This window comes from Mesoterricola sp. MK458 (genome assembly GCF_055384935.1).
Map to the genome: position 1 here is coordinate 1,418,034 of NZ_AP045075.1, position 13,941 is coordinate 1,431,974.

8 protein-coding genes are annotated in these 13,941 nt (G+C 70.0%); 1 reads left to right on the top strand and 7 read right to left on the bottom strand.

The window, feature by feature from the left end; all coding sequences use genetic code 11:
* Window positions 1–3: 3 nt before the first annotated feature.
* A complete protein-coding gene (locus tag ACZ5LB_RS06165; RefSeq protein WP_464605303.1) occupies window positions 4–609 on the bottom strand; it encodes an ATP-binding protein in 606 nt (201 codons plus the stop codon).
* Window positions 606–1,775: a PAS domain S-box protein gene (locus ACZ5LB_RS06170; RefSeq protein ID WP_464605304.1), complete on the bottom strand. Its 1,170-nt coding sequence runs from the start codon at window positions 1,773–1,775 to the stop codon at window positions 606–608. Before ACZ5LB_RS06170 ends, ACZ5LB_RS06165 begins: the two co-directional genes overlap by 4 nt.
* A 188-nt stretch (window positions 1,776–1,963) precedes the next feature.
* Between ACZ5LB_RS06170 and ACZ5LB_RS06175 the strand changes: the two genes are divergently transcribed.
* On the top strand, window positions 1,964–4,807 hold the full coding sequence (locus ACZ5LB_RS06175) for a PAS domain S-box protein (protein ID WP_464605305.1): 2,844 nt from the start codon (window positions 1,964–1,966) through the stop codon (window positions 4,805–4,807).
* 25 nt (window positions 4,808–4,832) lie between these two features.
* On the opposite strand, the gene ACZ5LB_RS06180 is transcribed toward ACZ5LB_RS06175, so the two are convergent.
* The 5 genes from ACZ5LB_RS06180 to ACZ5LB_RS06200 form a co-directional block, all read right to left on the bottom strand.
* A complete protein-coding gene (locus ACZ5LB_RS06180) occupies window positions 4,833–7,151 on the bottom strand; it encodes a PAS domain-containing protein (protein ID WP_464605306.1) in 2,319 nt (772 codons plus the stop codon).
* Between the two features lie 130 nt (window positions 7,152–7,281).
* Entirely contained in the window at window positions 7,282–8,001 is a 720-nt protein-coding gene (locus tag ACZ5LB_RS06185; protein ID WP_464605307.1) for an SCO family protein, read from the bottom strand.
* Window positions 8,002–8,187: 186 nt separating this feature from the next.
* On the bottom strand, window positions 8,188–11,244 hold the full coding sequence (locus ACZ5LB_RS06190; RefSeq protein ID WP_464605308.1) for a two-component regulator propeller domain-containing protein: 3,057 nt from the start codon (window positions 11,242–11,244) through the stop codon (window positions 8,188–8,190).
* Window positions 11,245–11,248: 4 nt separating this feature from the next.
* Complete coding sequence (locus ACZ5LB_RS06195) at window positions 11,249–11,908, bottom strand: hypothetical protein (protein ID WP_464605309.1); 660 nt, start codon at window positions 11,906–11,908, stop codon at window positions 11,249–11,251.
* A 155-nt stretch (window positions 11,909–12,063) separates the two neighbouring features.
* Complete coding sequence (locus tag ACZ5LB_RS06200) at window positions 12,064–13,881, bottom strand: sensor domain-containing diguanylate cyclase (protein ID WP_464605310.1); 1,818 nt, start codon at window positions 13,879–13,881, stop codon at window positions 12,064–12,066.
* Between the last annotated feature and the right edge of the window lie 60 nt (window positions 13,882–13,941).

Sequence of the window (13,941 nt, forward strand, 5' to 3'; positions counted from 1 at the left end):
GGCTCAAGCCTCCAGGGGAAGGTGGATCCGGAAGGTGCTGCCCTCCCCCACCCGGCTGGAGAGGGTCACGGCTCCCCCGTGGGCCTGGACGATGCCCAGGGCCACGGGCAGGCCCAGGCCGCGGCCCGTGAACCGGGTGGTGTAGAAGGGGTCGAACAGGTTCTCGATGTCCCCCTCGGGGATGCCGGTCCCGGTGTCGGTCACCTCCACCCAGGCGTAGCGCGGGGCCTGGGGCTGCCAGTTGATGGGGAAGCGGTGCCCGGCCGGCAAATCCCCGGCGGGCAGGGTCCGGACCCGGAGCCGGAGGGCGCCCGGGTGGGACCCCAGGGCTTCCACGGCGTTGTGCACCAGGTTGGACAGCGCCTGCCGGAGCTGGTCCCCGTTGGCCAGGACAACCGGCCCCGGCCGCGGGAAGTCCCCGGAGGCCTCCACGGTTCCGGGCAGCTGGCCCCGGAGGGCCCCCAGGGCGTCCTCGCAGAGGTCCGAAAGGTCCAGGCGCGCCTTTTCATGGAGGGTCTGCCCCAGGTAGACCAGCATCAGGCCGCTCATTTCCGCGGCCCTGTCCGTGGCCTGCCTCGCCCGGGCCAGGACCCGGGTGGGGTCCGTCACCCGGGCGGGTTTCCCAGGATCTCCAGGTTGCTCATGACGGTCTGCAGCTGGTTGTTGAAGTGGTGGGCGACGGCCCCGGCCATGCGCCCCAGGCTCTCCGCCTTCTGCAGCCGCTGGCAGGTGGCCTCCATTTCCGCCCGCTCCCGCTCCACCTTGAGCCGCTCCGTGATGTCCCGGGTGACGCTGAGGATGTGGGGAACCCCATTGAGGCAGAGGATCCGGGCCGAGACCATGCCGATGAATTCCGTGCCGTCCTCGTGGAGGAAGGCGTATTCCAGGTTCTCGCACTGCCCGTCGGTCCCCAGGGCGGCCAGGAACGCGTCGTGCTCGTCCGGATGCTTCCACCGGCAGACCTCCCGGACCGGCTTCCCCAGGATCGCCGCGCGGTCCTGGCCCGTCATCTGGAGGTAGCCCTGGTTCACGTCCACCACCACCCCGTCGTCCACCCGGATGAGCAGGGCCGCGTCGGGACGGGCGTTGAACATGCGCCGCAGGTTCTCCTTCTCCCCCTGGTTGTCGGCCACCAGGCGCTGGTTGACCATGAGGATGAACCCGAAGGTCCACAGGATGCTGGTGATGGAAGGGATGACGAACAGCATGACCTGGGGGAGCGCGTAGTCGTGGTAGGACTTCATGGGCCCGGACAGGACCGTGTCGACCGCGACGTAGAAGAGCTGCAGGCCCGCGAACAGGAAGAGGCCTCCCGTGAAGGCCGACACGTTCGTGTACCGGCCCCGGCAGCTCCGGAAGAGGATCCGGGCGGTGAGGAGGGAGTAGGTCCCGATCCCCAGGGAGCCCGTGACGGTCCGCCACGCGATGGCCTCATGGATCACTAGGAAGTAGTAGTACACCGCCGCCAGCAGGAAGAAAGAGGATCCCACCCAGACCTTGTGAACCTTTTCGCCCAGATACCGGCTCGTCCCGACGAAAAGGCAGATCCGCGCGAGCATCAGCAGGGGGATGCTCACCACCGCAACGAACGCCAACGACTTCACCACCCCCAGGGAGAGCGTCACGAACCCCAGGGCCGCGCACAGGGAACCCACGAGCCACCACCCGATGCCCCGGTAGGCGCGGTTGACCCGCACCTGGATGAGGATGGCCACGACCTGCGTCAGGTTGACCAGGCTCAGGATGAAGACCAGGGTTGGGACGTCGAACTTCATGGCTTCCTTTGGTGCGGCTAGTCACTCCGGAGGGCCCCGGAAAAGGCCCCGTGCGCGTTGATGAAATCCTGGGAATATCTTCCCAGTGATGAGACTCTGTTACCAGCAAATCGGCGTGCTCCGGTCAACTTGTAACCCGCCTGGGCACTTCGCGGCTTATGACAACTTGATTTTCCAAGGAACGTGAAGTGCTCACTCCACGCTTGATCGACCCCCAGGATGGGCAGGTCCGCCCTGCCCTGTCCGGCTGGACCCCGCTGTTCGACGCCCTGCACCAGGGGGTGCTCCTCCTGGGCCCGGAGGGCGAGTACCTGGAGGCCAACCAGGCCGCGTCGCGGATCCTGGGCCTCGACCGGGAGGCGCTCCTGGCGGGAGGCCTCGAGGGAAGCCAGGCGGGGCTGTTCGCCCAGGGCGGGTCGATCCTCGCCCTGGAGGAGGCGCCGGGCCGGGTCGCGCTGCGCACGGGGCAACCGGTGCGGGGCAAGGAACTGGTGTGGGCCGGCAAGGATGGCCGCAGGCAGTGGCTCCAGGTCTCCGCGGAACCCCTGCCCGGGGGCGGCGTCCTGGTGAGTTTCGCGGACATCACCCGGCGCAAGCTGGCCATCGACACGCTCCGGGCCTCGGAGGAGAAATTCTCCCGGAGCTTCCACGCGAACCCCGACAGCGTCTCCATCACGAGGCTCTCGGACGGGACCTACCTCACCGTGAACGCGGCCTTCACGCGGACCACCGGCTATGCCGAGGCGGAGATCCTGGGCCGCACCGCCCGCCCCGGCGACCTGGAGATCTGGGCCGAAACCCGCGACCGGGAACACTTCCGGGAACTCCTGGCGGAGGAGGGCATGGTCCTGGGATTCGAGGCCCGGTTCCGCCGCAAGGACGGCGAAGCCCTCATGGGCCTGGTGTCCGCCAGCCTCATCGAAGTGGACGGCGAACCCTGCGTCCTGGCCATGGTCCGGGACATCACCGACCTGCGGACCCAGGCGCGCCAGTTGGAGCGCCTCACCCAGCTGTACGCCGCCCTCAGCCACGTCAACCAGGCCATCGTGTGGGCCCGCACCCCCGATGCCCTCGTGGACAAGATCTGCAAGGCGCTCGTGGAGGACGGCCGGTTCGCCATGGCCTGGATCGGCTGGTTCGACACGGCCACCCAGGAGGTGCGCGTGGCCAGCAGCTTCGGGGACACGCACGGCTACCTCCAGGTGCTGGGCCTGGGCAACGGCTCCGCTCCCCTGGGCCGGAACCCGGCGTCAGCCGCCCTCCGGGAGGCGCGCCCCGTGATCGAGAACGACCTGCTGGATCCGTCCACCCCCGTCTCGCGGCGCGCGGCCGCGGTGCGCTCGGGCTTCGCGGCCTCGGCGGCGTTCCCCATCCGCAAGGCCGGCGAGGTGTGCGCCGTCCTCGTGGTGTACGCCCACGAGCAGGGCTTTTTCGGGGCCAACGAGATCGCCCTCCTGGAGGAGGCCGCCAGCGACGCGTCCTTCGCCCTGGACCACCTGGAGCTCGACGGGAAGCGCAAGCTGGCCGAGGCCTCCCTGCGCCGCATCAGCACGGCCGTGGAGCAGAGCCCCCTGTGCATCGTCATCATGGACCCCGAGTGGAGGATCGAGTACGTGAACCCGCGGTTCTCGGACCTGACGGGCTACTCCCGGTCCGAGGTCCTGGGCAAGAACCCGCTCTTCATGAAGGCGCCCACCACCCCCCTCAAGAGCTTCGTCCACATCCGGGAGGCCCTCACCCAGGGCGACGTGTGGGTGGGCGAGTTCTCCAGCCTGCGCAAGAACGGCGAACCCTTCCAGGAGCGCGCCACCATCGCCCCGGTGCGGGACCCTTCCGGCGCCGTCACCAACTACATCTCGTTCACCGAGGACATCACCGAGCAGAAAAGGGCCCGGGAGATCCGCAGGTCCCTGGAGGAGCAGCTGGCCCACGCCCAGAAGATGGAGAGCCTGGGCAACCTCTCGGGCGGCATCGCCCACGACATGAACAACGTGCTGGGCGCCATCCTGAGCCTGGCCTCGGCCAAGCTCAAGGCCCTGCCCGCCGAGACCCCGGGCTACGGGGCTTTCGAGACCATCGCCAAGGCCGCCGTCCGCGGCGGAAAGATGGTCCGGCGGCTGCTGACCTTCGCCCGGGCCACCGCCACCGAGGAGAAGGACCTGGACCTGAACGCGATCCTCCTGGAGGAGGCTGAGCTGCTGGAAGGCACCCTCCTGGCCGGCATCCGCCTGGAGATGGACCTGGCGCCGGACCTGCAGCCCATCCGCGGCGACGCCGGGGCGATCGCCAACGCGTTCCTGAACCTGTGCGTCAACGCCCGGGACGCCATGCCCACCGCCGGCACCCTGACGCTGCGCACCCGGAACGCCGGCGCCGGGTGGGTGGAGATCCACGTGGAAGACGACGGAACGGGCATGACGCCCGACGTCCTTTCCCGGGCCATGGAACCCTTCTTCACCACCAAGCCCCAGGGCAAGGGCACGGGCCTGGGCCTGTCCATGGTCTACGGCACCGTGAAGGCCCACCGCGGCGAAATCGGGATCCGCAGCCGCCCCGGATCGGGCACCGTGGTCACCCTGCGCTTCCCCGCGGGCGAGCCGCTCCCCCCCAGCGCGGGCCCAGCCGGCCCCCTTCCCATGACCGACGCCGGCCCCCTGGAGGTCCTGGTGGTGGACGACGACGAGATGATCCTCACCTCCATCCAGGAGGTGCTGGAGGTCCTGGGCCACACGGCCAGGACCGTGACCTGCGGCGAGGCTTGCCTCGCGGAGCTCGAGCGGGGCCTCAGGGCCGACCTCGTCATCCTGGACATGAACATGCCGGGCCTCGGCGGCGCCGGCACCCTCCCGCAGCTGCGGACCCTGCGTCCGGAGTTGCCGGTGCTGCTCACCACGGGCCGGAGCGACACCTCGGCCCTGGAACTGCTCGACGCCTACCCGGGCGTGGCGATGCTGGCCAAGCCCTTCATGCTGGAGGACCTCCGGCAATCCATAGAAAAGCTGAGGGGGCCGGTTCCGGCGATGGGGGGCTGAGCGGCGGACGGGGCCCATCCGGCCGTCAACCTTCCAGCAGGGAACGCACCCGGCCCAGCAGCGCCGCCAGCGGGAAGGGCTTCTGGAGGAACCCCGCCAGGCCCAGCCCCTCGGACCGGCACAGGGACTCGGTCTCGTCGAAGCCGCTCATCAGGAGGATGGGGATGTCCACCCCCTTGCGCCTGAGCTCGCGGCAGGCCTCAAGGCCGTCCATGACCGGCATGGTCAGATCCATGACGATCAGGCGGATCGTACGCGGGTTGGCCCAGAACGCCCCCAGAGCCTCCTGGCCGTTCCCCGCCTGGAGCGGATGGAATCCGGCCCGGTCCAGGGCGCGCGCGATCATGGCGCGCAAGGGCTGTTCGTCATCCACCACCAGGATGTCCCCGGCGGCCCCCAGGGGCTCGCACTCCGTGGTGGGGGCCGCCCCCCCAGGGGCCCCCAGGGCCGCGGGCAGGAGAATCCGGAACGCGCTGCCCCTTCCGGGCTCGCTGAGGACATGGATGGCGCCCTTGTGGCCGCGGACGATGCCGTGGGTGGCGGCCAGGCCCAGGCCCCGCCCCGTGAACTTGGTGGTGAAGAAGGGCTCGAAGATCCGTTTCCGGACCTCGGCGGTCATTCCCTTGCCGGTGTCGGAAACCTCCAGGCTGACGTACAGACCCGGCCGGCAGGGCGGATCCATGCAGTAGGCTTCCATGTCCTCCGGCTCCAGCACCACCTGGCGCGTCGTGATGCGGATCGTTCCGGGCTGATCGCCGATGGCTTCGGAAGCGTTGATGACGAGGTTCATGACCACCTGCTGGAACTGGGACGCGTCGCCCTCGACGGACGGCAGGGCGGGATCCAGATCGAGCTGGATCACCGCCTTCTTGGAAATGGACGTGCCCAGAAGCTGCGTGAGGCCAGTCACGAGCCGGTTCATCCCGACCTCGCCCACCACGAACTTGCCCCGGCCCGAGTAGGCCAGCAGTTGCTTGAGCAGGTCCGTCCCGCGGGCCACGAGGCCCCCGATGGTCTCCAGGTAGGGCCTCACGAAGGGGACGGAATCCTCCATCAGGGCCAATTCGAGGTTCCCCTGGACGGCGCCCAGGAGGTTGTTGAAATCGTGGGCGATGCCGCCGGCGAGGACGCCGAGTGATTCCAGTTTCTGGCTCTGCAGCATGGCCCGGTCGGATTCCTTGCGTTCCGTGATGTCCGTAGCGATGACCCCGAGTCCCCACACCTTGCCGTGGGGGTTCTCGAGCGGAAAGGCGTTGACCAGGTAGTCGCGCTCGGGCCGGCCCCCCGGAGCCCAGCCCTCCTCCCCCTGGAACGACTGCCCTGAGCGGAGGATGGCCTCCTCCCGGGCCTGGGCCCGGCTGCAGGAAGGCTGGGTAAGCAGGTCCGCATCCGTGCGGCCAAGGATGGACGAGGCCGGGCGGCAGAACGCCTCCTCCATCCGCGGGTTGATGAGGACGTAGCGGCCGTCCAGGTCCTTGAACGCGATGGCCGCGGGCGAATGCTGGATGAAGGCTTCCAGGCGCGCCTGGCTCTCCCGGAGCTCCCGCACGCGCTCTTTCACCTGGTCCTCCAGACGTTCCGCCAGGCCCTCGAGAGCTGCCTGGTTTGCCCGCTGCTCCGTGATGTCCTGGATGATCCAGGCGAAGCCCTTGACCCGGCCGGCCGGATCATAGAAGGCCGTGAGCACCCCCTTGGCCAGGAACCGGCTCCCGTCCTTGCGGATCCGCCAGCCCTCGTCCTCCTGGCGTTCCATCTCCGCGGCCTTCCTGAGCACTTGCGCCGGGAGGCCTGCAGCCACGTCCTCCGGCGGGTAGAGCCGGATCAGAGGCTGCCCCAGGATGTCCCGGTCCCGGTAGCCGAAGGCCTTCTGGCCCCCGGGGTTCCAGCTGGTGATAAGGCCTTCTGCATCCACAAGGAAAATGGCGTAGTCCCGGATGCCCTCCACCAGGAGCCTGAAACAGTCCTCGCTCTCCCGCAGCCGCCCTGCCATTCGATCGTTCTCCCTCCGTTCGTCATGGAGGGCGGCGTTGAGGTTCAACACATCCGAAAGCGCAGGAACGGCCAGCAGCTTGGGGAGAAGATCCATGAGCGGGCCCACCGTCAGCAGGCTCACGCCCGCGGTCACGACCTTGACCGCTCCCGCCAAGCGGAAGAAGCCGTTCCAGGTGTTGAAGACTTCCATGGCGTGCGTGCACCCGCAGCAGAGGATGAAGGCGCCGAACAGGACCACCACGGGGTTGGAGATCACGTCCTTGCGCTTGGCCGCGACCTTGAGCAGCGTCGAGCCGATGATCAGGTAGCAAAGGAAGATGAACAGGTCCGCCATGACATTGGTCCAGACCACCCACGGCTCCCACTTCCAGCAAAAACCGTGCGGCATGAAATCGGACCGGAACATGCGGTAAAGAAAATCGCCCATGCGCCACCCCCGGCCAAGTCCCCGGACGACCCGGCGGAATCGAGCCCTTCTGCCTTCAGGGGTGCCTACGTTCCTTGGAAAGTGACCCCGCGTTCCGATGCCGGCGCAAAAAGCGCATGACGCCGGTGGAAACCATGAAGATGAACCCCGTTCCGGCCAACGAGGCCGCCAGGCACCCCAGGGGGCTGAACCGGTGGGCGGCCGGGCCCGGCGGTACGCAAGGCGATTCGGGCGGGAGCCCCGCCGCCATCCGCCGCACCAGATCCTCCAGCCGTTCCGGATCGTAGTCGACGCCGGGAAGATAGTCCACGACCCTGCCATCGGAACCCAGCGCCACCAGGACCGCCGGATGGAGGAAGTCCTCGCCCGCGGCCTGGAATGAAAATCCCACGGCGTCGGCCAGGGCCTTGGTGGCGGGGCCGTCCCCCGTCATGAAGCGCCAGCCCTCCGGGGGAATGGGACGCGCGGCCCTACGCAGGTAGTCCGCCCGCCTTCGCGCCGCCACCTCCCATGTGTCCCGCGGATCGAAACTCACCGTGAGAATCGTGAAATCCTTGCCGGGTCGAGCCTCCATCCGGCCCAGGACCCTGGCCAGCCCATCCAGCTGGGACGAGCAGATCCCCGCGCAGCGGAAGTAGTTGAGGGTCAGGAACGTGGGCCGGCCCAGCAGGTCCGATAGGACCACCGGCCGACCAGCTTCATCCTTGAGCACCCGGTCCCCCGGCACGGCCGCTCCGACCCGGGGGACCAGCCTGGGCGCCTGAGCCACGAGCATGATCACCGGGATGGCCGTCAGAAGCGGCGTCCATCCCGGCCGCCCGGAACGGCTCCCGCCTGCCCGGGGGCACCTGAGGAATGGCAAGGGTCCAGAATCCATGGCCGTCCGCCCAGTGGGCATGGCGCACCCACGTTGCCCATGGGGGATGCCCTGGGAAGGGGCGAGGTTCCCCACATCAGTTCTTCACTGCCACCGTAGGCGGGAGACGTCCGGGAAGCTCGCCACCAGGCCCAGGTCCTCCCGGGTCCCCGCGTGCTCGGGCGAGATCATGAAGGCATCCACGGCCCCGACGCCGTCGGCCTTGCCTCCGAGCCCCACCCAGCCGTCGCGGCCGCTCTGCTTGGCCGCGTAGAGGCACCGGTCCGCCACCGCCACCACCCGCGACCAGCACAGGGCGTCGGGCTGGGAGGGCACCAGCGGGTACGAGCAGAACCCCACGGAACAGGTGAGGGGCGTCTCCTGGCCGCCGCCCAGGTCGAAGGGACGGGAGCGCATGGCCTCCAGGATCCGTTCCGCGAGCGCGCCGCCCTGGGCCCGGTCCATGCGCCGCGCCACCACCAGGAACTCCTCGCCCCCCCAGCGGACGACGGTGTCCGAGGTGCGGGCGACCTCCTGGAGGCGGTCCCGCACCTGCTGCAGCACGAGGTCGCCCGCGGGGTGGCCGTGGCCGTCGTTCACGGCCTTGAAATGATCCAGGTCCACCATGAGGAAGACCATGTCCAGGTTGCGGGCCGGGCGCCCCTCCCGGGACGCGGTACCGTGGTCCCGGCGCACCTGGGCCAGGTCCTCCTCCAGCGTCAGGTCCAGGAAGCGGCGGTTCTTGAGGCCGGTGAGGGGGTCGGTCACCGTGAGCTGGTGCAGGGCCTGGTTGGCCTCGGCCAGCGCGACGGTGCGCATCTCCACGAGCCGCTCCAGCTCCTGGTTGCGCTCCCGCATGGCCTTCAGGCGCAGCCGCACCGCGAGGTAGCCCAGGGCCAACAGGACCACGGTCGCCACGAAACGGAACCACCCTGCCTGGTACCAGGCCGGCAGCACCTGGAAGGGGAAGGCCGCCACGGGGCCCCAGGCGCCCTCGGCCAGCCCCGACCGCACCTCGAAGCGGTACGCTCCGGGCGGCAGGTTGGCGTACCGGATCTCCCGCACCTTCGTGGTCCGCCAGGCATCCTCCATCCCCACCAGCCGGACCTGGTTCAGGACCCGCGCCTCGTTGAGATACGTGAGCCCCGTGATATGGAATTCGAAGGTCGCGTCCCGCTTGGGCACCTCCGGGACGCCGGTGAACGGGAAGGCGAGTTCGGTCTTTCCGTAGGTGGCCGAAAGGATGAATGCCGAGGGGGGCGAGGCCGACCCCTTGTACCGGTCCTGGTGGAACCGGGCGAGGCCGCCCAGGGTGCCCACCCACACGTCCCCGCCCGGTTCGGCGAGGAAGGCGCTGCCGTTGCATTCGTCGCCGGGAAGGCCGTCCATGGTGCCGAATTCCTGGAAGCGGGAGCCGTCGAAGAGCACCACCCCCTGGGAGGTGCCCACCCACAGGCGCCCCAGGGTGTCCTCGCGCATGTAGTACGCCTTCCGCGCGGTGATGCCGGAGGCCGCGTCGAAGTGCTTCACCAGCGTGAGCCGTCCCCCGGCGTAGCGGTACTGGCTCAGGCCCTGCCGGGCGTGATAGCTCACCCAGAGGTCCCCCCCGGGGCGCTCGTAGACGGCGCGCGCGTCCGGGTCCACCAGGCCCTCGGCCTTGCCCAGGCGCCGCCACTGGCCGCCCTCCAGCACCAGGAGCCCGTTGGCGCTGGCCAGCCACAGCCGGCCCCCCTGGCCGCGGGTGATGGACGTCGCCCTCTCCCCCGGCACCTCCCCGGGAAGGGGGAACGGCTCCACGGCGAAGGAAGGGCCGCGAGGCGTCACCCGGAACAGCCCCTGGCGGCGCGTGGCCACCCAGAGGGTCCCCCGGTCGTCGAAGGCCAGGCTGGTGATGGTCGAGGTGGGCTGGGCCCATTCCTGCCACCGGGACGTGCCCGGCACCCACCGCCGCAGGCGGGCGGGAGCTCCCCCCATCCAGAGGGCGCCGTCCGGCGCCACCGCCAGGGAGAGGACGGCCTGCTTGGCCGTATCGGGCACCAGGGACCACCGACCGTCCCGGGTCTCGCACAGGCCGTTGCTCGTGCCGGCCCACAACCGGCCCTGGCCGTCGCGGGTGATGGACCACACCACGCCGCCCTCGATGCCGTTCTGGTAGGTGTGCTGCCCCCAGGCCTCCCGGCTCAGCGTCCGGTGGAGGCCGAGGCCGGCGATCCAGAGGCAGCCCTCCCGGTCCTCCAGCGCGCGGTTGACGAAGGGCGTGGGCAGGCCCTGGGCCCGGCCCAGGTGCTCCCAGCGATCGCCCCGCACCCGCACCAGGTCGGCCGTGGTGGGAATCAGCAGGGCCCCCGAGGGGGTCAGGCGCAGGCAGCCGTCGTAGGCCGCCGTCTCCACCCGCCCGGAAAGGTCCTGGAAGGGCGCGCCGGCGGCGGGGCGCATCCAGAGTCCGCTGCGCGACCGCACCCACATCCGCCCCGCGCCGTCCTGCACCACGGCGTCCAGGCGTTCCCGCCAGGGTCCCGCCACCTCCGCGGCCGGCCCGGGCCGCCCCGCGTCATACCGCAGCAGCCGCTCCTGGGACCCCACGTACACGGCGGATCCCACCACCGCCAGGCAGCGGGCGGGTTCCTCCGCCTTCCAGCCCGGCGCCGGTTCGAAGGCCGTTTCGCCGGCGCGCTGCCGGAACAGCCCGCGGTCCGTGGCCACCCACACCAGGCCACCGGAATCCAGGGCCAGGGCGAAGACTTCGGCCTGGGGCAGGCCCTGGGCGGGACCGAGGGGCCGGATCTTCCCGTGTTCCCGGAGGGCAAGGCCGCGGGTGGTGCCGATCCAGAGGCGCCGCCGCCCCGCCGCGCACAGCGCGCGGACCCACACGTCCTGCAGGCCCGACTCGCCCCGGAAGACCCGGAACCTCTGCACGTCGTAGCGGAACAGCCCGTCCTCGGTGCCCACCCAGAGGAACCCGTCGGAATCCTGTTCCAGGCACCAGACGGAGAGGTTCTCGAGGCCCTGGCTGATGCCGTAGCTCTGGAAGGGCATCTGCTCCGCGGGCGTCTGCGGCGCCCGGGCCCCCTCCAGGGGCAGGCGGGGCCCCAGCGCCAGGACCAGCAGGAGCGCCGCGGCGCGGACGAGGATCGGCAGGATGCCGCGGGAAGGGGACGTCATGGGGCTAGACGGGCCGGAAACGGCCGGCGATGCGGTGCCGGATCCGGGTCAGGCCGAGGCCCTGGGGGACCCAGAATTCCAGGAGGGTTCCACCGGCAGTGCCGTCCGGAAGGCGCTCCAGGTTCAGCTGCCCCGTGCCGGCCTCGTCGTGCAGGACGCGGGGGTAGGTGGTCCAGGTGGAGCCCTCGTCCCAGGACCACCGCAGCCAGAGGGAGGAGGCGTCGAACTCCGATGGACGGACGAGGACCCAGCCGATGGAGGCGTCCCGCCCGTTGATGGAATCGGCAAAGTCCATGGTGGCCGGCGCGAGGTCGCGGGGCGACTCCAGTCGGGCCAGGACCTGGCTGCCGCGGACCACCGTCAGGCTGCGGAGGGCGGTGCCCTCCGGCACCTCCACGCGCCAGTCGGCGGTTTCCCCCTGGTCGCCGGCGAGGGCGTAGGTCTGCACCTCGCAGGGCACTTCGAAGGCCCTGCCCGCGACGTCCTTGAGGAGGGCCCGCCCCGGCAGCGCCAGGCCGTCGCGGTGGGCCCGCAACTGGATGCTTCCCACCGACGTGGACCGCAGGGTCCCGCGCCGGAGCGTGGAATTCCCGAAAAAGACCTGGACATCACCCGCCTGGAGGCCAAAGGCCGCGATCCCCAGAAGGAAACCAAGATTACGCACGGATAGCATTCAGAACCCCATTTCGATTCCCTTACAGTTTCCCAGGTCCCTGTTGCAAATGTGTGAAGAAAGGCACAAATATTCCAACTTTTCCAATCGCGGGCGTCCCCGGACCGGAAACGGGCCCCGCCCCGGGGCCGGGAGGGCGTCCCGCGTCAGTTCTGGAGGGGCAACCCCTTGCCCAGGTCGCCGGCGCTGACCGTGCGGTTCCGTCCGAGCCCCTTGGCCTCGTAGAGGGCCTGGTCCGCGAGGGGGAGGAGCGCCTCCCGGCTCCGGGTGTGGTCCGGAAAGCAGGCCAGGCCGATGCTCGTGGTGATGTGGCAGTCCGGCGGGAAGGTGGCCTCGGGCAGGGCGAGCGCCTGGATGCTGGCCCGCAGGCGCTCGGCCAGCATCTGCGCGAACGCCGCGCCGGCCTGGGGCAGGAGGATGGCGAACTCCTCGCCCCCGTACCGCGCCACCACGTCGCCGCTGCGCACATTGCCCTGCAGGCACTGGGCGAAAATCCGCAGGACCTGGTCGCCCCCGTCGTGGCCGTAGGTGTCGTTGAAGGCCTTGAAGTGGTCGATGTCCAGCATCAGGACGGACAGCGGCAGGCCGTTGCGGACGCTCTGGTCGAAGGTCTTGGGCAGGACCTCGTCCAGGAACCTGCGGTTGAAGGTGCCGGTGAGGCCGTCGCGGATGGACCGCTCCTGGGCCAGCTCCAGGGCGCGCAGGGTCTGGAGGGCCGAGGCGCTGGCCGTCACCAGGGACGCGGCGATGCGGCGCCGTTCCGGCGTCCAATGGTCGGGGTTGCGGGCCTGGAGGTTCACCAGGCCCAGGGTGCGGCCCGAAGCCACCATGGGCAGGCAGAGGTAGGCCCCCGAATCGGGCACGCCCAAGGGGCAGAGGCAGGCGGTGGGCGCCTTGCTGTCCAGGCACACGGGCGTGGTCTGGCGGATCGCCCGGCACCGGCCGGCGTCCGCCAGCACGGGGTTCCGCGCCGCCTCCTCCGGGGACAGGGTCGGAAGGACCGCGTCCAGGCCATCGCCACCCTCGGCGTGGAGGAGGATGCGCTGCGCGCTGGACCGCACCTGCCGGTAGAGCGCCTGGTCCAGGGCCGCGAGCAGGTCCTCCTCCCGGGCCACATGCTGGATCAGTTCCTCGAAGGCCCGGGTGGCCAGGGCCTCGTCGTGTTCCTGGCGCAGCAGGCTCTCCCGTTCCCGGTTCCGCAAATCCAGTTCGTAGAGGGCCCGGCCCAGGATCTCCACTTCCTTCACCGACTGGTTTCCCGTGGGCTCCTCGTAGCCGTCGCCGGCCCGGGCCTGCTCGGCCAGGTTGGCCAGGGGCACCGAAACCCGCAGCAGCATCCAGCGCGCGAAGAACAGCGCGGTGATGAAGAGACCGGCCTCCGTGGCATAGCCCAGCCACCGGGCAAAGGCCAGAGTGTCCTCGATGTTCTGGAACCGCTCCTCGTCCCGGGCGTCCAGGACCCGGGTGAGCTCGGCGCTGGCCGCCTTCACCTCGGCGAAGGCCTGGTTCTCCCGGGTCAGGGCGCCGGGAAGGTCCCCGAGAGGGCCCTGGAGGCGCTGGCGGATGTAGGGAACCGCCTCCTCCTGCCAATGGCGCACCAGGAACTCCAGGCGGTCCATCTGCGCATGGTCGCCGGGCCTCGCGTTCTCCGGGAGGTTTCCCCGCAGCGCCCGGAGCGGCTCATCCGCAAGCCTTCCCCCCCGGCCGAAGGCCTCCAGGAAAGCCTGGTTCCCGCTCCCCAAGTAGCTCCGCAGATCCCCCTCCTGCTCCAGGAGCACCACCAGCAGCTCCTGCTGGGCCCGGTACCGCACCAGCGACCGCCCCTGGGCGTTCACCTCCTCCACCAGATGGGGATGGACGAAGAACCTCAACTCCAATGAAACCAGGACGAAAGCCAGCCCGAGGGAACCCAGTCCCCAGATGAGGTAGGTGCGGAGGGAACGCGTCCGATGGGTAAGCAGCACGACCGGCCCCCGGTTTCCAGGAATCCTGGATGGGCAAGAATACCTTAAGTCGCCAGGTTA

Coding starts and splice junctions, on each gene's coding strand:
- ACZ5LB_RS06170 (WP_464605304.1), bottom strand. CDS start 1,775: ATGAAGTTCGACGTCCCAACCCTGGTCTTCATCCTGAGCCTGGTCAAC.
- ACZ5LB_RS06185 (WP_464605307.1), bottom strand. CDS start 8,001: ATGCTCGTGGCTCAGGCGCCCAGGCTGGTCCCCCGGGTCGGAGCGGCC.
- ACZ5LB_RS06190 (WP_464605308.1), bottom strand. CDS start 11,244: ATGACGTCCCCTTCCCGCGGCATCCTGCCGATCCTCGTCCGCGCCGCG.